Below are 23,990 nucleotides of genomic sequence, written 5' to 3'. Positions count from 1 at the left end.
GTGGATCCGGTCAGGGGCGTGCGCCGGTCCGGAAGTGGACCGGAGCCTGGAAGCGGGCCTTGCGGGCCGCGCGGCGGAAGGTGGTCAGGACGGCCGGTCCCGCGAGGGTGATGCAGATGAAGTTGGTGACGGCGCGGCCCGTGTCCCAGCCCAGGGACGTGGCGAGGTCGAAGGCGAGGTAGCGCTGGAACTGCTCGGTGAAGGGGAGGCCGGGCAGGTACGCGACGGAGCTGTTGGGGTCGAGGGAGAAGGGCCAGAAGGAGAGGTTGAGGAGGAATCCGAAGAGGTAGCCGGAGACGGAACCGTAGAGGGCGAGCACGGCGATCTCGCGGCGCCCGGAGGCCTTCGGGAGGAAGCCGGCGAGCATGCCGACGAAGGCGCAGCCGAACATCTGGTACGGCATCCAGGGCCCGACCCCGCCCGTGATGAGGGCGGAGGCGAACAGCGAGGTGCAGCCCAGGGTGAAGCCGAAGCCCGGACCGTAGACCCGGCCGGCCAGGACGAGGATGAAGAACACCGTCTCGATGCCGGCCGTACCCGCGCCCAGCGGACGGATCGCCGCGTTGACGGCGGACAGGACCCCCAGCATCGCCAGGGCCTTGGAGTTGATCCCGCCCTCCGCGATCTCGGAGATCACCACGCACAGCACGATCACGAGCAGGACGCCGAAGATCAGCGGAGGGGCGTAGTTCGAGCCGAACTTCCCGGGTGCGACGAGGAACGGCCAGAAGAAGGCGACGATGCCGAGGAAGGCGGCCATGGCGATGACGACGCCGGCCCGCGCGTTGATGCGGATCGCTGCCGTGCGTGCGGCGGTGGTCATGAGGCCCGGTCCGTCTCGTCGTCGGGGAGGGCGGAGGCCACCTGGGCGACCGTGAGGTAGGGGAGCGGAGCGAGGATCTTCGCGGTCTGCGGCGCGAAGACGGGGGAGGCGACGATGATCTCGCCGGTCGGGCCGTCCGCGACGATGTCGCCCTCGGCCATGACCACGACGCGGTCGGCGGCGCGGGCGACGAACTCGACGTCGTGGGTGGAAATGACGACGGCGCGGCCCTCGGCCGCCAGGTCGTCGACGATGCGGATCAGCTCCGCCTTGGCGCGGTAGTCGAGGCCGCGGGTGGGTTCGTCGAGGAGCAGGACCTTGGGCGCGGCGGACAGCTGGATGGCGAGGACGAGGGCGAGCTTCTGCCCCTCGGACAGGTCGCGGGGATGGGTGGCGTCGTCGATCCCGGGCGCGAGGCGGTCGAGGATCCCGCGCGCCGTGGGGGCGTCCGCGCCGACAGCGGACTCGGAGTCGGCCTGGTCGAGTTCCTGCTGCACGCTCTCCAGGTACAGCAGGTCGGTGGGCGTCTGCGGGACCAGGCCGACGAGGCGGCGGGCCTCCGCGGCGGACAGCTTCTGCGGGTCGGCGTCCTTGCCGCCGTCGGCGGCGGCGGGAATGGACACGGTGCCGGCCTTGCGGGGACCGGATCCCTGGAGGGCCCACAGGAGGGAGGACTTGCCGGAACCGTTGCGGCCCATGAGGGCGGTGATTTCGCCGCCGCGCAGGTGCAGGGCGACCTCGCGGACGGCCGGGACGCCCTGATAGGTCACCGTCACCCCGCGGGCCTTCAACAGCTCGGCCGGGGCCGCGGCGGGATCGGGCCGTACCGGTGGCGGAGTCGTACCGGCGAGCCGGGTCCGTACGGGCGCGGCCGCCCGGCGGGCGTCACGGATCGAGAGGGGGAGCGGGTCCCAGCCGGCGGCACGGCCGAGTTCCACGATGGGCGGCGCGATGGACGACGTACGGAAGACCTCGGCGGGCGGGCCGCAGACGACGCGCCCGTCGCCGGGGAGGTGGATGACGCGGTCGGCGTACTGGACCACGCGCTCCAGACGGTGCTCGGCGAGCAGGACGGTCACGCCGAGGTCGTGCACCAGGCGGGTGACGGCGGCCAGCACCTCCTCCGCGGCCGTCGGGTCCAGCGCGGAGGTCGGCTCGTCGAGGACCAGGATCCGGGGGTGGGCGGTGAGCACCGAGCCGATGGCCACACGCTGCTGCTGGCCGCCCGAGAGCTCGTGCAGGGCGCGGTGGCGGAGGTCGGCGAGGCCGAGGAGGTCGAGGGTCTCCTCGACGCGCTTGCGCATGGTGGCCGGCGGGATCGCCAACTGCTCCATCGCGTAGGCGAGTTCCTCCTCCACGGTATCGGTGACGAAGCCGTCGAGCGGGTCCTGTCCCACGACGCCCACGACATCGGCGAGTTCGCGGGGCGGGTGCTCGGCGGTGTCCCGGCCGTCGACGACGACGCGTCCGTAGAGGGTGCCGCCGGTGAAGTGCGGGACGAGTCCGTTGACCGCGCCGAGGAGGGTGGACTTGCCGACGCCGGTGTGGCCGACGACGAGGCAGAGTTCGCCCTCCTCGACGGTGAGGTCGACGTCGCGCAGGACCGGTTCGGCCGTGTCCTCGTACTGGACGGTGACCTGGTCGAAGTGGATCACTTGGGTTCCTCGGTGCGTGGTGCCGGTACCGCCGGGCGGGCGGGAGCGGTCGGGGGCGGAGCAAGGAAGCCGGCCGTGCCGGCGAGCAGGATCGCGGCGGCCGGGACCAGCGGCAGGGTCGGCCAGCTGAGGGGGTAGATCGACGGGTTCAACTCGGCCGCGTTGAAACCGACGTGGGTGAAGAGCAGGACCGCGGACAGCACCCCGCAGCCGGCCACGGCCCACTCCGCGGCCCGCCAGGGATCGGGCCGGTAGGTGGTCCGGGTGATCCGTCGCCCGCCGAGCTTGAGTCCCGCGAAGCACAGCGACGCCCCCACGGCCATGGCCGGCAGGCCCAGCAGTTTCGGCGCGGTGGCGTCCAGGAGGCCGTAGGCCCCGGCGCACAGGCCGCACATGCCGAGCAGCATGAGGGCCCCGGTCAGTCGGCGGGAGCGGCGGGTGGCGGTTCCGGCCCGCCCGTAGCCGCGCGAGTCCATGGCGGCGGCGAGCCGTAGGGACCGGTCCAGGGCGTCCTCGAGGACGGGGACGATGATCCCGCGCAGGGCGCGCAGGCCCTTCGTACGACCGGCCCGCAAACGCCTCGCACGGTGGACGCGCTGGACGCTCGAGACCAGTTGGGGCGCGACGCTGATGGACACCGTGACGGCGACCCCGAGTTCGTAGAGGGCGCCGGGCAGGACCCGCAGGGCCCGCTTGGGGTTGGCGAGGGTGTTGGCCGCGCCGATGCAGCACAGCATGCAGGCGAGCCGCAGCCCGTCGGTGGCGGCCGACAGCAGGGCTTCGAGGGAGACGGGGCCGCCGAGCTGGATGCCCGCGTACCAGTCGGGGGTGGGGACGTGGGGCAGGGAGAAGAGGAAGTGGTCCCGCGGGGTGATGCCGGTGGCGAAGACGGCGCGGAACAGCACACGGATCGTCACGACCGTGAGCGCCAGGTAGAGGTAGTACTTGAAGCCGCGCGCCCAGGGGGCCTCGGTACGGCGCATGGTGATCACGTAGCCGAGGACCGCGAGGACGAGGAAGAGCAGCAGCGGATTGTTGGTGCGGCTCACCGCGGTGGCCAGGGCCAGCGCCCAGATCCACCAGGCGACCGGGTGCAGGGTACGGGGCAGCCGACGGCCGCCCGCGTCCGGCGCGGGGCCGGACGCGGGCGGGTTCGCCGCCTTCTCCGTCTTGTCCGAGGCGGTGGTGCGTGACACGCGGCTACTCCGTACGACGGCGGCGCCTGGCCGCGAACACGGCGGCGGCGCCGATCAGCAGCACCAGCGCTCCGGTGGCGACGGCGGGCAGGAAGGAGCCCGCGTCGTGCTGCGCGTCGGCTGCGGGCGCGGCCTCGACGACCTGGGGGCCGGGAGGCTGCGCGGCGAGCGCCGGCTCGCCGGAGGCGGGGGGCGCGGAGGGCGTCGGCGCGGCGCTCGTGGCGGGGCTCTCCGGGGTCGTGGTCGGGGGCGAGGGGCTGGGCGGCGGTGTCGTGGGGGAGGGCGCCGCGCTCGGCGGCGGGTTCTCCGGCCTGGGCCCGGTGTTGACGTTCGGCGGCAGCGGGGCCGCCGTGCGGGTGTCCTTCGGCGCGGGCCCGCCGGTGGGCCTGGCGTTCTTGGCGCGCAGCTGGTCGGGGGTGACCGTGGGCTTCCCCTCGGTGCCCTCGACGTTCGTCCCGCCGAAGATCCACAGGTCTACGCTGCCGGGCTTCGGCTTGTAGAGCATGGCACCGAGCTGGCTGTACTCCCAGGTGTTCTGGCCGGGGTTCGCGTGCCAGTACGACCAGTAGGCGGAGGCGGGCGGGGTCAGGACGCAGTCGTCCTGCTGCGGGGTCGGGAACTGCTTGCCGCCCTGGTAACCGCTGTAGCCGATCCGACAGATGAAGGCGGGCCCGTCGTGGCCGGTGCCGGTCGTGGCCCACCCGCCCTGGTTGAGCAGCTCGTAGCCGGTGGTGGGGGTCGTACCGCAGGAGCGGTAGACGGGTCCGCCCCAGCGGCTGAAGTCCACCGCGAGGACGACCCCGGACGAGGTGGTGCACTGCCCCATGGGCTGCGGGACGGCCCCCGCCGGGGCCGCGGTGGCGGCGAAGGCCGCCACCGTCAACCCCAGCGCGGCCGCCGTACGGGCCAGGGCCCGCAGGACGTGCACGCGCATCACGCCCGGCCTCCGGTCGTCTGGTGGTGGCGCCGGCGGCGGCGGGCGACGCGGGTCGTACCCCAGCCGCCGAACACCAGGGCCACGGCCGCGGCGGCGATGCCGGCGACCTGGGTTCCGGTGGAGGCGAGACCGCCGCCCGACCCCGAGCCGCCGCCGGCGGAAGAGGCCGTCTCCCCGCCCGGGGTCACGATGACGGGAACGCCGGTCGTGCCGGTGGGGACGGGCTGCGGGACGGTGCCCGCCAGGCTGCGGGTGAGGGTGGCGAAGGAGATGCCCGTGGCGCCACCGACGGCCTGGGTGGAGGCACGGACGTCGGAACCGGGCTGGCCGCCCTTCGCCACGTCGAATCCGCCGTCGCCGTTCTGCTGGGTGGCCAGGAACTTACGGGCCTTGGCGATCTGCGTGCGGTACTTGGGCGCGTCCAGGGCCATGCCCTGGACGGCGAGGGCGGCGGAGTTGACGGAGTTGCCGGAGGCGCCGGGGAATCCGCCGTCGTCCTTCTGCTGCGCGGCCAGCCAGACCAGCGCCTTGTCCACGGCCGCCTGTGCCTTGGCGTCCGGAAGCAGGTCGAGGGCCATGGCCGCCATGGCGGTGGAGTCGACCTCGGCGCCGCTGGGCGTCCCGATCAGGCTGGGCCAGGCGCCCGAGGGCTCCTGGAGGCTCTCCAAGTACGCGATCGGATCGGCCGCCGCGGCGCTCTCACCCGCGCGGACCTGGGCGATGACGGCGAGGGACTGGGAGAACACGGACGGGGCGTTGGTGTACGCGCCCTTGGCGGCGCAGCTCCGGTCGGGCGCGGTGCTCGGGGCCGGGCAGACGGCCTTGGCGAGGGCGGCGATCAGGTCCTGGCCGCCGAAGGCGCGCGGATCGCGGCCCACCACCTCGGCGAGCAGGGCGGTCTTGCCGAGGGAACCGCCGCCGGCGTGCTTGGTGCCGATCAGGGTCCAGTCGTGGACGCCGCGGCCCTTGCCGTCCTTGCCGCCCTTGTCGAGGAAATCGACGATGTTGCGCAGGACGGAGTCGTTCTCGCCGGTGGCGGCCAGGGCGTAGGCCCCGTCGATGGTCAGACCGTAGTCGGCGAAGCCGCTGCCGGGGGTGTTCTCGTAGTAGCGGCCCTGGATCAGACGGGCGGTGTCGGTGAGGTACGCGGTGCCCTTCTTCAGGTCCGGCCCGTCGCCCGGGGGAGTGGTGGGAGGTGAAGGCGTGGTCGGAGGTGAAGGAGTGGTCGGAGGTGTGGGCGGATCCACCTTCTTGGTGGTCAGCTTCACCAGATCGCTCTTGGCGGCCGCGACGACGGCCGGGGCGGTCGGGTACAACTGCGGGTCGGTCAGCCCCTCTTCGAAGCCGAAGGCCCCGCCGGGCAGCTGCTGCTTGGAGAGCCAGAACAGACCCGCGTCGGCGTAGGGGGTGTCGCCGAGGGCGCGCATGGCCTGGGCCGCCCAGCCGGTGGATGCCGCGTTGCCGGTGGTCATGTAGGCGGCGGCGGGCCAGGCGCCGGTGGGCAGCTGGGACTTCCGCAGGTGGGCGCGGGCCTTCTCGACGACGGCGTCGTGGCCGCCGGCCCGCTTGAGGGCCAGGGCGATCAGTGCTGTGGCGTTCGCGTCGCTGTCGCACCATCCGCCGGAGCGGATGAGGATGCTGGTGAACCCGCCGTCCTCGCACTGGAGGGCGGTCAGCCGCTTCACGGCGTCGGCCGGAGGCGTCACGCCGCCGTTCAGCAGGGCGATGACGGCCATGGCCTGGGCATCGGACTGGCCGGTGGTGCGGAAGTCGCCCTTGGTGAGGCAGCCCTCGATCGTCTCGCCGTCGCCGATGTCCCTCGGGCAGACGTACCTGACCAGGTCGCCGAGCAGGTCGTGCCCGCCGAAGGCGCGGGGATCCTTCCCGGTGGCCTCGGCGACCAGCGCGAGTCGTGCGGCGGCGGTCGCGTCGGGGATCCCGGCCTTGCCGGCCGGGTAGGCGTACGCGTCCGTGTGCGCGGGTGCGGCCAGGAAGTCGGCGGCCTTGCGGGCCGCGGCGCTCTTGGGATCGGCGCCGGCCAGGGCGTACACGGCCTCCGTGGTGAGCAGGTAGTTCGGGGTGGTGGCGCCCTCGTCGACGACCCGCTCGCCGTCGGTCAGCTTCCCGGTGATCCAGCGGGTGGCGGCGGGTACGTCGACGGTGCCCGGCGGCACGGGGGGCGGGCCCGTCGGGTCCGGGTCGGGCGTGCCGCCCGCGGCGCGCACGTCGTCGGGGGAGAAGGCGGGCTTGCCCGAGGTGCCACCGATGTCCGTGCTGCCGAACACCCAGGCGTCCACGTCACCGGCCTTCGGGATCCGGGCCATCGCGCCGAGCGAGCTGTAGGTCCAGGTCTTCTGGCCGGGGGACGCGGTCCAGTACGACCAGTACGCGGTCGCCTGCGGGGTCAGGACGCAGGGCTCCTTGTCCGCAGTGGGGTACTGGGTACCGGAGTTGAAGGATCCGCTGCCGATGCGGCAGATGAAGGCGGGGCCGTCGTGTTGGGTGCCCTCCGTGGTGAAACCGCCGGCGTGGAGCAACTCGTAGCCCGTGGTCGGGGTGGTGTCGCAGCCCCGTTCGACCTTCCCGCCGAACGGCCCGAAGTCGACGGCGACGATGGCGCCGGTGGTGGCCGTGCACCCCTCGATCGGGTCGGCCGCCGCGGACGTCGTACCGGTGACGAAGGCCACGCTCGTGCCGAAGGTCAGCAGCGCCGCCGACAGCAGCGACACCAGCCTCTTCCGCCCCGTGCGTCGCTCTGCTTGCTCTGCGGTCCCCACCACGGCCCCTCGTGTCGGCCGGGCGGACCAGTGCGTGGCACAGGGCTTCTCGTACCCGCACGGGCACGGCACGGGGCGCAGGGCGCCGGGCGCGGCGCAGAACGCAGGGCGCGGAAGAAGCCTTCGAACCACGCCGTAGTCCGCGACGGCGTTTCTCGCTGCAAAAACCAGGCTCCAGGCATTCCGGCTCGCCCGGTGGGACCGGGCCTACGGTTGCGGGTCAGCGCCGGATTCCGACCGGCTTCCCCTGGAGCTGAGTGCTTATCAGTCGGAGTGGAACACGCCGATAAAGACAGCGTCAAGGTGGCCTCCGTCTCATGGGACACGCCCCGGACGGCTCCGTCGGACCGCTCCCGACTGGCTGGCGGACCCTTGATCACTCGGGTAGCGTCCAGGGCTGCCAGATGGGGGAATCCGGTGGGAAGCCGGAGCTGACGCGCAGCGGTGTGGGACGGCGGGGGCCGTCTCCGAGCCCGAATGCCCATGCGGCGATGCAGTACAGGAAGCCGTACCACGCGTTCCGGACGGCGGCCCTCCGGCATGCCCGGCCGTGCGTCCGTACGGTGGCAGGGGCGCCGGGAGCGGTCGGCGTCCGCCGATTCCAGGAGCAGGCCATGTCCCGTCCCCGCACCTCCCGCGGCCTCGCGCTCGCGGCGCCCGCCGCGCTCGGTGCCCTCGCCCTCACCGCGCTGCCCGCGTTCGCGACCTCGTCGCCCGCACAGATCGCCACCTCCAAGACCAACGGCGTCGCTTACCTCAAGTCCCTCCAGGCGGCGGACGGTTCGTACGCCGGTGCGGGCCTCTCCAACGAGTGGGCCTTCAGCGCCTTCGCCGCGACCGGTACGGCCGTCGTGGACGTCTACCCCGGTGGTGACACGACGAAGAACGCCCGCACCGTCTACCGCAACCTGCTCTCGACGGCGGCCTGGCCGTCGGCCTCCCCGGTGGTCACCGACTACGAGCGCGGCACCCTGAACGCGTACGCCGCCGGCATCGACCCGGCCCGCGTCTCCGCCTCCCGCAACCTTGTGGCGAACGTCTACTCCTACTGGCAGACGGCGGAGACGGGCTACTTCGGCTCCTCCGGAAACTTCAACGGCACGGTGTTCGCGGCCCTTTCGCTCGGCGGCGCCAAGACGCAGGCCGGCGGCGCCCGCATTCCGCAGGCGCTGACCGATTCGATCGTCACCCGGATCCGCGCCAACCAGCACGTGGACGGCGGCTGGACCTACCAGAAGGCCGAGGGCAACCCGACCGTCCTCAACTCCGCGAGCGACGTCGACATGACCGGCGCGGCCATGGCGGCCCTCTGCGTCTCCGGCGTCCCCAACACCGACACGGACGTCGTCCAGGCGAAGAACTTCCTCAAGAGCACGCTGGTCCCCTCCACCGGCGCCTTCAACTCCCTCTACGGGGTCAACACCAGCTCCAACGGCTGGGGCGTCGCGGGCCTGAACGCCTGCGGCTTCAACCCGCAGACCGGTGACTTCCTCACGGTCACCGGGAAGACCCCGATCGACTTCCTGATAGCCAACCAGTACAACCCGGCGGGCGGCTTCAAGTACAAGCCCTCCGACACCGTCCCCTCCGCCTACTCCTCCATCGACGCCCTGCGTGCCGTCGCGGGCGGTGGCTTCACCACGGCCCCGCCCGTCCCGGTCACCCCCGGCGCCCCGCAGTGGGTCGCCCAGTCCACCTTCACCGCCGGTACGGCCACCAAGCTGGCGCTGACCGTCGACGACGGCGCCGGCAACCTCAAGGCCTGCTCGGTGGCCTTCACCCCGACCGGCACGACGACCACCCTCGGCGACGTCCTGAACGCGGCCACCACCGGGGCGACTCCGGCCGGTTGCGTCACGAGCGTGACCCCCTCGTCGGGCACGGGCACCGTCACGGCCGTCAACGGCAAGGCCAACAGCGGCTCCAACACCTGGAAGGTCAGCGTCGACGGCTCCGCGTTCGCCGGCGCGGTCCGCAACAAGGTCATCAACGTGGGCGACACCATCGCCCTGCGCTGGGGCGCCTGACCACCGAATGCCGGTGGGGCTGCGGACCTGCGGGCCCGCAGCCCGTCCCGGGCCCGCGCGTCGGGGCGCTCCGCCGGGGGCCGCGGGACAACCCGTAGGCTCTGGCGGATCAGCAGTGTCCGATACGAAGTGGGTGGGATTGCGCATGAAGGTTCTGATCGCCGGCGGTGCCGGATTCATCGGCAGCACGGTGGCGTCGGCCTGCTCGGACGCCGGGATCACTCCGGTGATCCTCGACAACCTCGTCACCGGAAGGCGCGAATTCGCCCGGGGCAAGGCCTTCTACGAAGGTGACATCGCGGACGGGGCGCTGATCGACCGGGTCTTCGAGGAACACCCCGACATCGAAGCCGTGGTCCACTGCGCCGCGCTCATCGTCGTGCCCGACTCCGTCGGTGACCCGGTGGGCTACTACCGGGCCAACGTGGCCAAGAGCCTGGAGTTCGTCGCCCACCTGCTGCGCAACGGCTGTAGCCGCATGATCTTCAGCTCCTCGGCCTCGATCTACCGGGAGGGCGACGACCTGACCGTGGACGAGAGCTCTCCGATCGACGCGAAGAGCCCCTACGCCCGGACGAAGGCCGTCTGCGAGGCCATGTTCGCCGACATCGCCGCCAGCCAGCCGATCAAGATCCTTTCCCTGCGGTACTTCAACCCGATCGGGGCGGATCCCAAGATGCGTACGGGTCTGCAGCTCCGCCACCCCAGCCACGCCCTCGGCAAGATGATCCAGGCGATGGAGAACGGAAGCGAGTTCTGCGTCACGGGCACGACGTACGGCACGCGGGACGGTTCGGGCATCCGTGACTACGTCCATGTCTGGGACCTGGCGTCCGCGCACGTTGCTGCTCTCACCCGGTTCGACAGCCTGCTGACCGACGAGGACCCCTCCCTGGCGATCAACCTCGGCACGGGCACCGGGACGACCGTCAAGGAGCTCGTCGAGGCCTTCAACTCCGTGGCCGACACGCCGATCTCCGCGATCGAGACCGATGCGCGCCCGGGCGACGTCGTGGGCGCCTACACCCGCAGCGACCGTGCAGAACGCCTCCTGGGCTGGCGGGCCGAGTACTCGATCGTCGACGGCATCCGCCATTCGCTGCAATGGGCGACCGTCCGCGACACCCTTCTCGCGGACTCCGGGCAGTCCCGGTAGCGCTCGGTCAGGATGCTCGACGCGGAGCGTGTCCCGCCGGTGCCGTACCGGTGCCGTACCGGCCGCCGGTCGGGCCGGTACGGCACCGCCCGGCCCGCGGCCGGGCCGTACCCGGCTAGAAGGACGTCCAGGTGAAGGAGACCCGGTCGCCGGCGTTGAGCTTGAACTGGCAGCCGCCGACCGGGGTCGGGGTGCCGTTGACGGCGATGCTCCAGTAGGCGGAGCCGCCGCCGCTGACGTTCTTTATGGTGTCGACGGAGAAGTCGTCGAACGACGCGTACCAGGTGCCGTCCCAGGTGAAGCCCTTCTTGTGGGCGGCGTCGTCGAGGGCGGCCGTCGGGGTGGGGACCTTCGACGGGTTGGCGCCGCCGTTGGTGCCGTCGCACTTGTGGGTGCCACCGGTCGCGGTGGTGACGTCGTGGCCCTTGGTCTTGACCTTGCCCTTGAACAGCAGCCCGTCGGGTCCCTGGACGGTGAGGTCCACCTTGACGGCCGCGTTCGTGTTCGGCTTCGGCTTGGCCTCGGCCGGAGCCGTGGCGAGGGCGAGGCCGAGGGCGAGCGTGGTGACCACGGAGCGTCGGACGAGGGTCTGGCGCATGGAGTGCCTTCCTGAGCGGATCTTCGGGTCTGCTCGCGCGAACCCTCCGACCCGCACCCGCGCACACCCCCTGCGGGCGTCCCTGAGGAGGGCGCACGGGGGTGCCGGGCCAGGCTGGGGCTTCGTACTGCAGACCGTGACAGTGGGAAGCGGTGCACATCGCACCCCGGGTTCTCCGACTCACGGCGTTTCGGACGCCGCTCACGGTTGCAGGTCAGCGCCGGATTCCCACCGGCTTCCCCCAGTTGTGCATGCATTCGGTTGTGGCTCGGGCCGCGGTGGGCCGGAGCAGAACGCATCGTACGGCTTGGGGAGAGGGGAGCGGGAGCGAACCCCGAATTCGGGCCCGCCGTCAGCCGCGGCCGAGTCGGCGGGCTTCCGCCGGGCTCACCGGGGCACCCGCCCCGACCCCGTGCAGGACGTGCGCCAGCACCTCAGCGCCGCGTACGACGCGGGGGCCCGGGCGGTTGAAGTGGGCGGGCCGGTCCAGCACCCACACCTCGCCCGCGCGCACCGCGGGCAGCTCCTCCCACCCCGGCAGCGAGGTCAACAGCTCCCGCTCGCGCAGGGTGCGTTCCGGGCCGAACCCGCAGGGCATGACCAGGAGCACGTCCGGGCGGGCGGCTCGGACCGCCTCCCATTCCATCGGCCGGGTGTGCTCGCCCGGCGAGGCGATCAGCGCCTCGCCGCCCGCGCACGCGATCTGCTCCGGCACCCAGTGCCCGGCCGGCCAGAGCGGATCGAGCCATTCGATCGCCACCACCTTGGGCCGCTGCAGCCCGGCCGTCCGCGCCCGTACGGCCTCCAGCCGTGCGGCGAGGGCCTGCCGCCGCTCCCGCGCGCGTTCCGCCACGCCGAGCAGCTCGCCCACCGTGACCAGGCAGTCCAGTACGTCGCCCAGCGTGCGCGGCTCCAGACTCAGCACGCGGGGTCCGCCGCCCCGGACGCGCACCGCCCGGCTCACCCCCGCGTAGGACACCGCGCAGACGTCGCACAGGTCCTGGGTCAGGACCACGTCGGGAGCCAGTGCGCCGAGGGCCTCGGTGTCGAGGGCGTAGAGCGAGGAGCCGCTGTGCGCGGCGCCGCCGACGGCGTCGGAGATCTCCCGGCTGCTCAGGGCGTCCGCCGAGAGCTCGGCCGAGGTCACCACGGGCACACCGGCCACCGCCCCCGGCGGCCAGTCGCACTCGTGCGTACGGCCCACCAGATCGGCGGCCAGACCGAGCTCCGCCACGATGTCGGTGGCCGCGGGCAGCAGGGAGACGATGCGCATCCTCCGAGCCTAGGGGGCCTGGTCCGGGGCCGGGGCCGGGGCCGGTGGTGGTGTCGGAGCCGGAGTCAGCGGTCCGCGATCACCGGGTACGGGACATGGGTGCGCAGGTCGGGATCGACGGCGAGGATCCCGCCGGCCGGGGGCCGGGCCCGCTGGGCACAGTCCTGCCGTTCGCAGATTCGGCAGCCCAGCCCGATGGGCGTGGCGGCGCGCGCGTCCTGCAGGGCGATGCCCTGCGCGTAGACCAGGCGCGGGGCGTGGCGCAGCTCGCAGCCCAGGGCGACGGCGAAGTCGGCCCGGGGCGCGTGATGGCCGAAGCCGCCGCGGGTGACCGTGCGGGCGATCCAGAAGTACTTCTTGCCGTCGGGCATCTCGGCGACCTGCGTGAGGACGCGGCCGGGGGAGGAGAAGGCTTCGTAGACGGTCCAGAGCGGGCAGGTGCCGCCCAGCCGGGAGAAGTGGAAGTCGGTGGCGGACTGGCGTTTGGAGATGTTGCCCGCGCGGTCGGCCCGCAGGAAGGAGAAGGGCACCCCCCGGTTCCCGGTGCGCTGGAGGGTCGACAGGCGGTGGCAGACGGTCTCGAAGCCGACGCCGAAGCGGGCCTGCAACAGCTCGATGTCGTAGCGGAGCCGCTCGGCGGCCGCGTGGAAGGCGGTGTACGGCATGAGGAGCGCGCCCGCGAAGTAGTTGGCGAGCCCGATGCGGGCGAGGCCCTCCGCCTGCGGCGAGGACAGGTCTGCCGCATCGACCAGTCCGGTCAGCAGGGGGCCGTGCTCCAGCAGCGCGAGCTGCGTGGCCAGTTGGAAGGCCCGCTGTCCCTCGCTGAGCCAGGGGGAGAGCAGGAGCAGTCCGCTGTCGGGGTCGAAGCGCCGTGCGTCGGCGGAGCGTTCAGGGCCCGCCTGGAGCACTTTGATCCCGTGCCGGGTCGCGAGGCGGCCCGTGAGAGCGTCCGCGGCGCGGCCGACCCGGCCGGGGCCGAGCGCTTCGGCGGTCTGCTCGGCCTCCGTTTCCAGGGCGGCGAAGTGGTTGTGGTGGGCGTAGAAGAAGTCCCGCACCTCGTCGTGGGGTTCGGCCGGCAACAGGCCCGCGGTGTCCTCGGGGGAGGCCAGCGCGACGACCCGCTCGGAGGCGTCCCGGTAGCGCTGGTGGAGGGCGACGAGGGCCCGGGCCACCTCGGGGTGGTCGCGGGCCACGTCGGCGATCTCGTCCCCCGGGACCGGGCTTCCGCACGCCTCGTCCCCGAGCGCCGCCCGTAGATCGGTGGCCAGACGTTCCTCGCCGGCCTCGGAGAAGAACTCCGGATCGACGCCGAAGACCTCGGCGATCCGCAGCAGCACCGGAGCGGTCAGCGGCCGCCGGCTGTGTTCGATCTGGTTGAGGTAGCTGGTGGACAGCCCCAGCGCGCGGGCCAGTTCGACCTGGTTCATGCCCCGCTCACGGCGCAGCCTGCGCAGTTTCGCGTGTGCGTAGATCCGTCCGGCAGGCCGTCCCATGGGGATCGCGAGCTCCTCTCCACCCGTCCTCACCTGTGAAGTTAGCATCCGCACCGTTCGCAGAATTCGCAGATTCGCACGATCGGCAGGGACGGATTACGCAGTGTGGAGCCGTCGCCCCGGCCCTCCCGGAGGGGAAGACTCACCCTCGTACGACGACGCACCCACCATCCCACCGCACGCTGCGAGGAGCCCCGTGATCGACCATCAGGTACGTGTCCACCCCAGCGCCGACCGCCTGCCCCGAGAGGAGCAGCTCGCCTGGAAGCTGGCCGCCGTGGCCACCGGCACCCAGGACGCCCCGGACCTCGACCCCGGGGCCGCGGGGACGGCGGTCGACCGGATCATCGACAACGCCTCGGTGGCCGTCGCCTCGCTGCGCCGCCGCCCCGTCGCCGTCGCGCGGGCCCAGGCCCTCAGCCACCGGACCCCCGCCGGCGCATCGGTCTTCGGAGTCGCCGCCGGGACCCGCGTGTCGCCGGAGTGGGCGGCCTGGGCCAACGGCACGGCCGTGCGCGAGCTGGACTTCCACGACACCTACCTCGCCGCCGACTACTCCCACCCCGGGGACAACATTCCGCCCCTGCTGGCCGTGGCCCAGCGCACCGGGCGCTCCGGCGCGGACCTGCTGCGGGGCATCATCGCCGCCTACGAGATCCACGTCGCCCTGGTCAAGGGCATCTGCCTGCACGCGCACCGCATCGACCACGTCGCCCACCTCGGCGCCGCGACGGCGTGCGGCATCGGAGCGATGCTGCGGCTGGACACCGGAACCGTGTACCAGGCGGTACAGCAGGCGGTGCACACCACCACGTCGACCCGGCAGTCGCGCAAGGGCGAGATCTCCAGCTGGAAGGCGTTCGCGCCGGCCTTCGCCGGCAAGGCCGCCGTGGAAGCGGTGGACCGGGCCATGCGCGGCGAGGGATCCCCCTCGCCGATCTACGAGGGGGAGGACGGCTTCCTCGCCTGGATGCTGGACGGCCCGGACGCCTCGTACACCGTGTCACTGCCCGGGCCCGGCGAGGCGCGCCGCGCGATCCTCGACACGTACACCAAGGAGCACTCCGCCGAGTACCAGGCGCAGGCGATCATCGACCTCGCCCGCACCCTGCGGGAGAAGGCCGGCCCGCTGGAGAAGGTCCGCTCGATCGTCCTGTACACGAGCCACCACACCCACCACGTCATCGGCTCCGGCTCCGGCGACCCGCAGAAGTACGATCCGGCCGCCGGCCGCGAGACCCTCGACCACTCGGTGCCGTACGTCTTCGCCGTCGCCCTCGAGGACGGCGGCTGGCACCACGAGCGCTCCTACGCCCCCGAGCGCGCGGGGCGGCCCGCCACCGTCGAGCTGTGGAGGAAGATCTCCACCGCCGAAGACCCCGAGTGGACCCGGCGGTACCACGACCCGGACCCCTCCCGTCGGGCCTTCGGTGGCCGCGCCGTGATCACCTTCGAGGACGGCTCCGTCGTCGAGGACCAGCTCGCCGTCGCCGACGCACACCCCGCCGGAGCCCGCCCGTTCGACCGGGCCGGCTACACCGCCAAGTTCCGCACCCTGACCGAGGGGATCGTCACCGGCGCGGCCCAGGACCACTTCCTGCAGGCCGCGGACCGGTTGGCGGAGCTGGGCACCGCAGGCCTCGCCGACCTCTTCCCCGCCGTCGACACCAATGCCGTCGCCGCGGAAGACGCCCGGCTCCCGAAGGGCCTGCTCTGATGCTCCACACCCGCACCACTGCCGCGTCCCGCCGCCGCACCTTCCGCGAACAGCTCGCCTCCGGGCGGCTGCTGAGGATCCCGGGCGCGATCAACCCGTACTCGGCCCGACTCGTCCAGGAGGCGGGGTTCGACGCCGTGTACCTCTCGGGGGCCGTGCTCGCCGCCGACCTGGGCCTGCCCGACATCGGCCTGACCACCTCCACCGAGATCGCCGCCCGCGCCCAGCAGATCACCCGCGTCACCGACCTGCCCGCCCTCATCGACGCCGACACCGGCTTCGGCGGGCCGATGAACGCCGCCCGCACCCTCCAGCTCATGGAGGACGCGGGGCTGGCCGGACTCCACCTGGAGGACCAGGTCAACCCCAAACGGTGCGGCCACCTCGACGGCAAGGGCGTCGTCGCGCGCGAGGAGATGGCCCGCAGGGTCCGCGCCGCCGCCGACGCCCGCCGCGACCCCGACTTCCTCCTCATGGCCCGCACCGACGCCCGCGCCGTCGAAGGCCTGGCCGCCGCGATCGACCGCGCCAAGGCGTACGTGGACGCGGGCGCCGACGCCGTCTTTCCCGAAGCGCTCGCGGACGAGGCCGAGTTCGATGCCTTCCGCAAGGCCGTCGACGTCCCCCTCCTCGCGAACATGACGGAATTCGGCAAGAGCAGGCTGCTCGACGCACGCACGTTGGAGAACCTCGGCTACAACATCGCGCTGTACCCCGTCACCCTCTTCCGCCTCGCCATGGGCGCGGTCGAGGACGGCCTGCGCACCCTCGCCGCCGAGGGCACCCAGGAGTCACTGCTGCCCCGCATGCAGACCCGCTCCCGGCTCTACGAGGTGCTCGGCTACGAGGACTACGCCGCCTTCGACTCGACCGTCGCCGACTTCACGCTCCCGCCCGGCAACTGACCGACCACCCGCACCGGAGGCCACCCATGACCGCCACCACGCCCGAGATCCACCGCGGTCTCACCGGCGTCGTCGTCGACACCACCGCCATCTCCACCGTCATCCAGGAGACCAACTCCCTCACCTACCGCGGATATCCGGTCCAGGACCTGGCCGCCCGCTGCTCCTTCGAGGAGGTCGCGCACCTCCTCTGGTACGGCGAACTCCCGGACGCGGACCAACTGCGCGAGTTCCAGGCCCGCGAGCGCGCCCTGCGGCCCCTGGACCGGACCACCGCCGAACTGCTCGCCCGGCTGCCGGAGACCTGCCACCCGATGGACGTGCTGCGCACCGCCGTCAGTGTCTTCGGCTCGCAGGACCCCACGGAGGACGACGGCAGCACCGAAGCCAACCGCACCAAGTCCCTCGCGCTGCTGGCGAAGCTGCCGGTCGTGGTCGCGGCGGACCACCGACGGCGGCACGGGCTCGCCGCCGTCCAGCCGGACCGGTCGCTCGGATACGCGGAGAACTTCTTCCGGATGTGCTTCGGCAGGGTGCCGGCCCCCGAGGTCGTCCGGTGCTTCGAGATCTCGCTCATCCTCTACGCGGAGCACAGCTTCAACGCCTCGACGTTCACCGCGCGGGTGGTCACGTCCACCCTCTCCGACCTCTACAGCGCGGTCACCGCGGCCATCGGCGCCCTCAAGGGTCCGCTCCACGGCGGCGCCAACGAGGCCGTGATGCACATGCTGGGCGAGATCGGCGACCCGGAGCGGGCCGGGCAGTGGCTGGACGGGGCGCTGGCCGCCCGCAGGAAGATCATGGGCTTCGGGCACCGCGTCTACAAGAACGGCGACTCCCGAGTGCCGATCATGCAGGAGGCCACCGACCGTCTCGTCGCCCGCGCCGCGGACCCCGATGCGACCCGGCTCGCCACCCTGCACGCCTCGCTCCGGCACGCCGTGATCAGCCGCAAGGGGATCCACCCGAACCTCGACTATCCCGCCGCGCTGGCGTACCACCTGATGGGGTTCGACGTCCCGACCTTCACCCCGCTGTTCGTGATGAGCCGGATCACCGGCTGGACGGCCCACATCACCGAACAGCTGGAGCACAACGCCCTGATCCGCCCCCTCGGCTCCTACACCGGCCCCTCCCAGCGCCCCCTCCCGGCCCGCGGCTGAGCACCGCCCGCGGGAGCGCCCGCGGGAGCCGCCCGCGCAACGTGTCAGGAACCGCGGCGCCAGGGGATCTCGGCCCACACCTGCTTGCCGCTGCTGAGCGGTACCGAGCCCCAGGCCGTCGCCGTCGCCTCGACGATGAGCAGCCCGCGACCGCCGGTCGACTCCCAGCTCACCCAGACCGGTTTCACGGGGCTGCGCGGCGACGCGTCGTTCACGGCGATCCGCAGCCGGTCCGCCGACAGGGTCAGATCCATCCCCACCTCGCCCTGAGTGTGCGCGATGGCGTTGGTGACCAGCTCGGACACGACCAGCAGGGCTTCGTCGAGTTCCTCCACCACCCCCCAGGACCGCAGGATGCGCGCGGTGAAGCGGCGCGCGTGCAGGACCGCGTTGGGCACCCGCCACACCGTCCAGTGGCTCCGCATCGGCCGGTCCCCCTGGCCGTCGTAGCGCAGCACCAGCAACGCCACGTCGTCGTCGCGACGGCCCACGCCGACGACCAACTCGTCGGCGATCCCACCGACGTCGACCGGGTCGGCCACCGCGAGCACGTCGCACACCCGCCGTACGCCCTCCTCCAGGGGCAGTCTGGCCGACTCGACCAGGCCGTCGGTGAGCAGCACGAGCAGGGTGCCGGGGACCAGCCCCGCCTCGGTCATGGGGAACTCCGCTTCCGCGAGCACGCCCAGCGGAGGACCGCCCTCGACCACCATCTCCTCGGCGACGCCGTCGGGGAAACGCAAGATCGGCGGCAGGTGGCCGGCCCGGACGACCCTGGCGATGCCCTCCTCCATGTCCAGGTCCACGTACCCGCAGGTGGCGAACAGGTCCGTCTCCATGCCGGCGAGCAGACGGTTGGCCCGTGCGACCACCACATCGGGAGGGTGTCCCTCCACCGCGTAGGCCCTGACCGCCGTGCGCATCTGGCCCATGATGGTGGCGGCTCCCGCGCTGTGCCCCTGTACGTCCCCGATGACGAAGGCCACATGACCGTCACGGAGCGGAATGACGTCGTACCAGTCGCCGCCGACCTCGAGTCCGGCGGTCGCGGGCAGGTAGCGGGCGACAGCGACCCCGCCCGGCAGTTCCGGGAGCTTACGGGGCAGCAGACTGCGCTGGAGCATGGTGGCGAGTTCGTGGCCCGCGTCCAGGGCGTGGGCGCGCACCAGCGCCTGTCCCACCAGCCCCGCGGTCGCGGTCAGCAGCGACCGCTCCTCCGGTCCGAACCGGTGCTCCGCGTCCCACCCCACCAGACACACCCCGACCATCCGGCCGTCGGCGGGCAACGGCAGCACCGCGAGACCACCGGGCCCGACGCCCAGCAGGCCGGGCTCCAGAGCCGCCCCCGGCGGCCACAGGCTCATGTGGCCGCCGCGCAGCGCGCTCTGCAGGGTGGGCAGGTCGCTCAGCGCGACGTCGGGCCATTCGGACCGCCACTCCGAGCGCCACACCTCGGGCCAGGCATCGGGCTCCGGAGGATCGAGGGCGGTGACGATGAGCCGTTCGGGTTCCAGCTCGCCGACCGCGACCCGGGAGGCACCGAGCGGCTCGCGCAGGGCGGCGACCACCAGCCGGCTGACCTCCCGGATGGTCGCCGCCCCCGCCAGGGTGGCCGACAGTCGCTGTACGAGGGAGACCTCGTCGGCGCTGGGGCGCAGATAGGTGGCATCGGCCACCACACCCAGGACGCGCCGCGGCGTACCGTCCGGGTCCACCTCCACGCGGCAGCGCAGCCCCAGCCAGCGCAGTTCGCCGTTCGGGCGGCGGATGCGGAAGGCCAGCTGCTGTCCGGCGGCCGCCAGCCGGTTCGGCTCCACGAGCGCCATCAGGGCCGGCATGTCGTCGGGCACGGCGCAGGCGAGCACGGTTTCCACCTGCCCGTCGAACTGCCCGGGAGGCAGACCGAGCAGTTCCAGCACGTGCGCGTCGGCCTCCATACGGCCGGTGGCCAGCTCCAGGATGAACGCGCCGCCCTGGTCGGGCACCAGCGACTGGCCCAGATGGGCCTGCGGGGACTTGCGTCCGGCGAAGCGTCCGGCGACCGATTCGAGTCCCGTGGCCACCTGGTCGGCGTAGAGCTCCAGGAGGCTGCGGTCGTCTGCGCTGAAGCCGTCCCCGGCCTGCCCGGCGACGATCAGGCAGCCGAGCTCCTGGTCGTCGTAGCCCAGCGGCAGCGCGCCCAGCGAGATCCTGGCCGGTGCGTGGGGCGCGCCGTCCCGCACCCGGGTGGGGAAGTGGTGGGGGTCCTCCTCGATGAACGTGGCGAGTTCCTTGGGAGCCAGCCACAGCGGGCGGCCCGAGCGGAAGGCGTTGGCGGCGGGCGAATGGCCGGCCACGGCGAGGATCGCCGGCAGCCCGTAGAGGACGCCGCGGTTTCCGGTCAGCTCGGCGAGATGGAGTTCCCTGCCCTGGTCGGCGACCACGTAGACAGCGGCGAGCTCGGCCCCGCAGAACGAGAAGCGATGAGCGTTCACTGTTCCGTATCGCCTCCTTTCGGGGGCATCGCGCCGACGGCTTCCCCTCCATGCTGTCGCGTCCCGGACCGTCCGGGCGAGTTCAGGGGCGCTACGTCGGACCTCCGTCCGTCCGGTGTACCTCGTCCGCGCTCCGGTCCACGACGACGACCGCCGCGTCGTCGGCCAGGCGGTCATGGGTGTGGCGGAGCAATGCCTGGTGCAGGCCCTCCAGGAACGCCTTCCGGCTGTGGTCGCGCAGGGTCACCATCGCTCCCGCCAGGTCGAAGAAGGTCTTGTCCTGGTCGCGGGCCTCGATGACACCGTCGGTGTAGAGCAGCAGCCGGTCCCCGGGCGCGAAGTGATAGCGGTCCGCCCGCCCGGGAGGACCGCTGATGAATTCCTCCAGGCCGAGCGGCGGCAGGGGGGTGGTGGGCATCAGGGGACGGACCGCGCCGTCGCACAGCAGCAGCGGTGGCGGATGGCCACGGTTGATCACGTCGATGTGGGGGCCGTCCGGGATCTGGGCCACGAGCGCGGTGACGAACCCCTCCAGGATGGCGTCCGCATTGCCGGCGCCCGAGACGGCGGCGTCCCGCAGCAGGGCCGCCTCGCAGCGGTCGACGACCTCCATCAGGTCGTCCTCGTAGTGCACGGCCTCCCGGAAGGCGCCCAGCACGATCGCGGCGGCCCGCACGGCGGGCAGGCCCTTGCCCCGGACGTCCCCGACGATCATCCGGACCCCGTACCGGGTCTGGACCACGTCGTACAGATCGCCGCCGATCTGCGCGCCCGTCTCGGCCGCCAGGTACATGCTGGCCGCCCGTACGGAGCCCAGCCGGTCCGGCACCGGCCGCAGCAGGACGTCCTGGGCAGCGGTGGCGATCCGCTGGACCTGGTTGAGTTCGTTCTCCGTGCGCGTGCGTGCGGAGCGGCTCGTCAGGAAACTCGCCACCGAGACCAGGAACAGGGCGAGGAAGTTGGTGTAGACCTGTTGGGTCCCCCAGGCGCTGTTGTAGCTGGCGGTGGCCACGCTGACACCGACGGCCACCCCCGCCGCCGCGAGCGTGCCCTTGGGGCCCATCGTCACGGCCGCCAGAGCGGGTGTCGCGACCAACAGGGGGCCGGTGTACAGGACGTGCAGGGGCGTGAACTCGACGAGCAGCACCAGCAGGGCGATCGCGAAGGGCACGCACTTCGCCAAGACGAAGAGGACCTGGTGGTGGCCGTCGGCTCGCGGTCCATGAGGCGAGCGCGCGGGCGCTCTCATGAGTACAGACTGCCCCGCCCGCACCCGTGGCCGCCACTCCGGTGCACCGCGACCGGGGCCGTCCGGCGTGCGCACCACGAAGTCGGCGTTCGCAGGGTCTGGGCAGGTGGTCCGGGCAGGGCGGTTGCCGCCCTCAGTCGGTGTCCGTCACCGCCAGTACCGCGATCCGGCGGCGGTCGGGGGAGAGGGCGGCGATCCCGTAGTCGTAGATCTCGTTCTGGAACCACTCCGAGTCGCACTCGAAATGGAACCAGGTGCTCTCTTTCGCCCAGCGCTTCACCTCCTGCGCGCTCGCGTCCGAGGGCGCGCCGCTGAGGCCCCCCAGCGACTGCCAGGTCCAGCGCCGGCCCCACGCGCCGTGCGCCCCGCCGCCGTACGAGCCGTCCATCGACGCGGCGCTGAAGAGGATCTTCCAGATGTCGTCGAGCGAGCGGAGCGCGATCTCGAAACGGGCCGTGGGACCGAGTCCCGCCACGCAGCCCATGGGCAGGCTGGGGACCAGCGCGGGCACCAGAGCCGGATCCTGCGGCGCGTCCAGCGCGAAGGCCCAGGCCGCGCAGTGACCGACGTCGCCGGATTCGGGTGCCGAGACGATGCGCTCGTGCAGCTCGCGGGTGGCGATGTCCGTCAGCGCAGCGCGATCGCCGGTGCGGGGTGTCGGCGGGTCCAGGCGGCCCTCGGAGGGAAGTCCCGACCAGGACCGGCCCCTGCCGCCGCGGATCGACCGGCTGGGGAAGGGGGAACCGGTCTCGAAGGGGCGGAGGTCCGACGGCAACCAGGACAGCGTGTGCCATGCCGGCCGCACCACGGGCCAACTGCTGAGCCCCCGTGGGGCCGACACGTCGACGCCCCGCAGGAGCAGTTCGTGGAACAGGCAGGCGCGGACCTCGTCGAGCCGGTCCCGCTCGCTGCGGTCGTAGAAGAGCTCGGCGAGGTCGGCGGGCTGCTGCGCCTCGGCGAGGAGGGAGGCGATGAAACGGTCGTCCGCGCCGGAACACCCGAACGGACCGTGCTCGTCGAGGAGCCGGACCAGCTGCACCACGCTGTTCCGTCCTGGGGTGAGGGCGAGCGCGCGGACGACCTGCGCGAGGCTGCGCTCGTACGTCCGCGCCTGTTGGCGCGCCGCGTCGAGTCCTACGGAGGCCCGCGAGCCCAGCTCCCGTAGGTACTCCACGTCGCCCTGCTCGCCCTGCGGTTCGGTCTGTTCCCCTACGAGCCTGTCGAGCTCGCGCGCCTCGTCGTTCACGGTCCGTCACTCTATGGCCCTGGGCGCCGGATCCGTTGGATCCCGGGTACGGTCCGCGCGGTCACGGGCTCCGGCGGCGGCGCAGGACGGCTGCCCCGGTCAGGGTCGCCACCGCGGCGAGGAACGCGGCCGACAAGCCGTAGACCATCGGCGTACCGACGTCGAGCCCGCTGCGCGCGACGGCGCGCGCGGTAACGGTGCGCGGCGTCGCGGGCGGCGCCGCGGGCGGCGGCGGGGGGTCGAGCGATCCGACCGGATCCACACGTCCCGCCGCGGCGAATCCCCAGTCCAGCAGGGACCGGGCTTCCTCGTACACGGCGTTCGCGCCGCCCCACTGGGGGTTCATCACCGTCGCCAGCAGCGTGCGACCGTCCCGACGGGCGGCCGCGATCAGCGTGAAGCCCGCCTGGGAGGTGTAGCCGTTCTTGACGCCGATGATCCCCGGGTACCGGCCCATCCCGTCCTGACCGGTCACCAGCCGGTTGGTGTTCTCGATCCCGTACGTCCAGGTGGGACTGCCGTCGGCGTTGGTGCCGCCGGGGAAGCGGGCGTCGGCGGTCGCCGCGTACTCGGCGAAGGCGGGGTCGGCGAGGCCCGTACGGCCGAAGACGGCGAGATCGTAGGCCGAGGAAGCCTGGCCGTCCGCGTCGAAGCCGTCCGGGGAGACGACGGTGGTGTCCCGCGCCCCCAGCGCGCGCGCCTTGGCCTGCATCTGTGCCGACGTGACGTCCCAGCCGCCGTTCATCGCGGCCAGCACGTGCACGGCGTCGTTGCCCGAGCTGAGGAAGACGCCCCGCCACAGGTCGGCCACCCGGTAGGTGTGGTCCGCGGACAGACCCACCGTGCTGCTCCCCTCCGGTACCTCGTCCAGCTCGGCCTCGGTGACCGTGTGCCGGCCCGAGCCGGGCAGACGGGGCAGAGCGGTGAGGGCGAAGAGGGTCTTGAGGGTGCTGGCAGGAGGCAGCCGGCGGTGTGCGTCGTGGGCCGCGAGCACCGCACCCGTACCGGCGTCCGCCACCAGCCACGACAGGGCGGACACGTCGTCCGGCAGTGCGGGCGCCCCCTGCCGCGCCCGTACGTGGGTCCCGGCCCGGTGCAACAGCGCGGCGTCGACGGCCGGGGCGGGTCGCGGTGGCAGCGGCTCGGCCCGCACGGTGCCGGCCGCCGTCGGCACGAGGAGGACCGATGCGCCGATGGCGAGAGCCGCGGCGCCCGCGCCGGTCCTGCGCCCAGAGGATCTGATGCTCATTCATCCAGCGTAGGAATGCATCGGGCCGCGCGCAGCGAGGCGTACGCCGACC

General features: G+C 72.7%; 17 protein-coding genes and 2 riboswitches. Of the genes, 5 read left to right on the top strand and 12 right to left on the bottom strand.

Going from position 1 to position 23,990, the window contains the following annotated elements; genetic code table 11:
- Positions 1-10 precede the first annotated feature (10 nt).
- From OG386_RS07135 to OG386_RS07115, 5 genes are read right to left on the bottom strand one after another with little or no spacing between them, the layout of a single operon-like run.
- Positions 11-823, bottom strand: coding sequence for an ECF transporter S component (locus OG386_RS07135; protein WP_328787312.1), 813 nt, complete (start codon positions 821-823; stop codon positions 11-13).
- Positions 820-2,478: an ABC transporter ATP-binding protein gene (locus OG386_RS07130; RefSeq protein WP_328787311.1), complete on the bottom strand. Its 1,659-nt coding sequence runs from the start codon at positions 2,476-2,478 to the stop codon at positions 820-822. Before OG386_RS07130 ends, OG386_RS07135 begins: the two co-directional genes overlap by 4 nt.
- Positions 2,475-3,674 (bottom strand): energy-coupling factor transporter transmembrane component T, encoded by a 1,200-nt coding sequence (locus OG386_RS07125; protein ID WP_405789908.1) that lies wholly within the window; start codon positions 3,672-3,674, stop codon positions 2,475-2,477. The genes OG386_RS07130 and OG386_RS07125 overlap by 4 nt, the downstream gene beginning before the upstream one ends.
- A 4-nt stretch (positions 3,675-3,678) precedes the next feature.
- Positions 3,679-4,608 (bottom strand): hypothetical protein, encoded by a 930-nt coding sequence (locus tag OG386_RS07120; protein WP_328787310.1) that lies wholly within the window; start codon positions 4,606-4,608, stop codon positions 3,679-3,681.
- Positions 4,608-7,388, bottom strand: coding sequence for a prenyltransferase/squalene oxidase repeat-containing protein (locus OG386_RS07115; RefSeq protein WP_328787309.1), 2,781 nt, complete (start codon positions 7,386-7,388; stop codon positions 4,608-4,610). The genes OG386_RS07120 and OG386_RS07115 overlap by 1 nt, the downstream gene beginning before the upstream one ends.
- A gap of 367 nt (positions 7,389-7,755) precedes the next feature.
- A riboswitch (cobalamin riboswitch) is annotated at positions 7,756-7,888 on the top strand.
- 114 nt (positions 7,889-8,002) lie between these two features.
- On the opposite strand from OG386_RS07115, the gene OG386_RS07110 reads away from it, so the two are divergent.
- A complete protein-coding gene (locus OG386_RS07110) occupies positions 8,003-9,415 on the top strand; it encodes a hypothetical protein (protein ID WP_328787308.1) in 1,413 nt (470 codons plus the stop codon).
- Positions 9,416-9,560: 145 nt separating this feature from the next.
- Entirely contained in the window at positions 9,561-10,571 is a 1,011-nt protein-coding gene (galE, locus tag OG386_RS07105) for a UDP-glucose 4-epimerase GalE (RefSeq protein ID WP_328787307.1), read from the top strand.
- 115 nt (positions 10,572-10,686) lie between these two features.
- Here the strand turns inward: galE and OG386_RS07100 are convergent, their stop codons facing one another.
- The 3 genes from OG386_RS07100 to OG386_RS07090 form a co-directional block, all read right to left on the bottom strand.
- Entirely contained in the window at positions 10,687-11,169 is a 483-nt protein-coding gene (locus OG386_RS07100) for a DUF4430 domain-containing protein (RefSeq protein WP_328787306.1), read from the bottom strand.
- Between the two features lie 168 nt (positions 11,170-11,337).
- A riboswitch (cobalamin riboswitch) is annotated at positions 11,338-11,411 on the bottom strand.
- Positions 11,412-11,521: 110 nt separating this feature from the next.
- Positions 11,522-12,442 (bottom strand): cobalamin-binding protein, encoded by a 921-nt coding sequence (locus tag OG386_RS07095; protein ID WP_328787305.1) that lies wholly within the window; start codon positions 12,440-12,442, stop codon positions 11,522-11,524.
- Between the two features lie 65 nt (positions 12,443-12,507).
- A complete protein-coding gene (locus OG386_RS07090) occupies positions 12,508-13,935 on the bottom strand; it encodes a short-chain fatty acyl-CoA regulator family protein (protein WP_328787304.1) in 1,428 nt (475 codons plus the stop codon).
- A gap of 196 nt (positions 13,936-14,131) precedes the next feature.
- Here OG386_RS07090 and OG386_RS07085 point away from each other — a divergent pair, with 196 nt between their 5' ends.
- From OG386_RS07085 to OG386_RS07075, 3 genes are read left to right on the top strand one after another with little or no spacing between them, the layout of a single operon-like run.
- A complete protein-coding gene (locus OG386_RS07085; RefSeq protein ID WP_328787303.1) occupies positions 14,132-15,652 on the top strand; it encodes an MmgE/PrpD family protein in 1,521 nt (506 codons plus the stop codon).
- Positions 15,652-16,557 (top strand): methylisocitrate lyase, encoded by a 906-nt coding sequence (prpB, locus tag OG386_RS07080; RefSeq protein ID WP_328787302.1) that lies wholly within the window; start codon positions 15,652-15,654, stop codon positions 16,555-16,557. The genes OG386_RS07085 and prpB overlap by 1 nt, the downstream gene beginning before the upstream one ends.
- Before the next feature lie 26 nt (positions 16,558-16,583).
- On the top strand, positions 16,584-17,720 hold the full coding sequence (locus OG386_RS07075; RefSeq protein ID WP_328787301.1) for a bifunctional 2-methylcitrate synthase/citrate synthase: 1,137 nt from the start codon (positions 16,584-16,586) through the stop codon (positions 17,718-17,720).
- Between the two features lie 44 nt (positions 17,721-17,764).
- On the opposite strand, the gene OG386_RS07070 is transcribed toward OG386_RS07075, so the two are convergent.
- The 4 genes from OG386_RS07070 to OG386_RS07055 all read right to left on the bottom strand — a co-directional run bounded on the left by OG386_RS07070 (position 17,765) and on the right by OG386_RS07055 (position 23,938).
- A complete protein-coding gene (locus OG386_RS07070; protein WP_328787300.1) occupies positions 17,765-20,194 on the bottom strand; it encodes a SpoIIE family protein phosphatase in 2,430 nt (809 codons plus the stop codon).
- A gap of 91 nt (positions 20,195-20,285) precedes the next feature.
- Positions 20,286-21,443 (bottom strand): PP2C family protein-serine/threonine phosphatase, encoded by a 1,158-nt coding sequence (locus OG386_RS07065; RefSeq protein ID WP_328787299.1) that lies wholly within the window; start codon positions 21,441-21,443, stop codon positions 20,286-20,288.
- 133 nt (positions 21,444-21,576) lie between these two features.
- Positions 21,577-22,689 carry a DUF6183 family protein gene (locus OG386_RS07060; RefSeq protein ID WP_328787298.1) on the bottom strand — a complete coding sequence of 371 codons (1,113 nt, stop codon included), beginning with the start codon at positions 22,687-22,689 and terminating at the stop codon, positions 21,577-21,579.
- Between the two features lie 61 nt (positions 22,690-22,750).
- On the bottom strand, positions 22,751-23,938 hold the full coding sequence (locus OG386_RS07055; protein ID WP_328787297.1) for a D-alanyl-D-alanine carboxypeptidase family protein: 1,188 nt from the start codon (positions 23,936-23,938) through the stop codon (positions 22,751-22,753).
- Positions 23,939-23,990: the final 52 nt, after the last annotated feature.

The sequence above is a fragment of the Streptomyces sp. NBC_00273 genome (genome assembly GCF_036178145.1).
GTDB lineage: Bacteria > Actinomycetota > Actinomycetes > Streptomycetales > Streptomycetaceae > Streptomyces.
Note: the sequence above shows the minus strand (reverse complement) of the source record. Positions and strands in the feature narration are given on the sequence as shown.

Excerpts from the sequence above, each read along its gene's own strand:
- prpB (WP_328787302.1), top strand. The coding sequence starts at position 15,652 with ATGCTCCACACCCGCACCACTGCCGCGTCCCGCCGCCGCACCTTCCGC.
- OG386_RS07100 (WP_328787306.1), bottom strand. The coding sequence starts at position 11,169 with ATGCGCCAGACCCTCGTCCGACGCTCCGTGGTCACCACGCTCGCCCTC.
- OG386_RS07110 (WP_328787308.1), top strand. The coding sequence starts at position 8,003 with ATGTCCCGTCCCCGCACCTCCCGCGGCCTCGCGCTCGCGGCGCCCGCC.
- OG386_RS07095 (WP_328787305.1), bottom strand. The coding sequence starts at position 12,442 with ATGCGCATCGTCTCCCTGCTGCCCGCGGCCACCGACATCGTGGCGGAG.
- OG386_RS07075 (WP_328787301.1), top strand. The coding sequence starts at position 16,584 with ATGACCGCCACCACGCCCGAGATCCACCGCGGTCTCACCGGCGTCGTC.
- OG386_RS07120 (WP_328787310.1), bottom strand. The coding sequence starts at position 4,608 with ATGCGCGTGCACGTCCTGCGGGCCCTGGCCCGTACGGCGGCCGCGCTG.
- OG386_RS07055 (WP_328787297.1), bottom strand. The coding sequence starts at position 23,938 with ATGAGCATCAGATCCTCTGGGCGCAGGACCGGCGCGGGCGCCGCGGCT.
- OG386_RS07135 (WP_328787312.1), bottom strand. The coding sequence starts at position 823 with ATGACCACCGCCGCACGCACGGCAGCGATCCGCATCAACGCGCGGGCC.
- galE (WP_328787307.1), top strand. The coding sequence starts at position 9,561 with ATGAAGGTTCTGATCGCCGGCGGTGCCGGATTCATCGGCAGCACGGTG.
- OG386_RS07065 (WP_328787299.1), bottom strand. The coding sequence starts at position 21,443 with ATGAGAGCGCCCGCGCGCTCGCCTCATGGACCGCGAGCCGACGGCCAC.
- OG386_RS07090 (WP_328787304.1), bottom strand. The coding sequence starts at position 13,935 with ATGGGACGGCCTGCCGGACGGATCTACGCACACGCGAAACTGCGCAGG.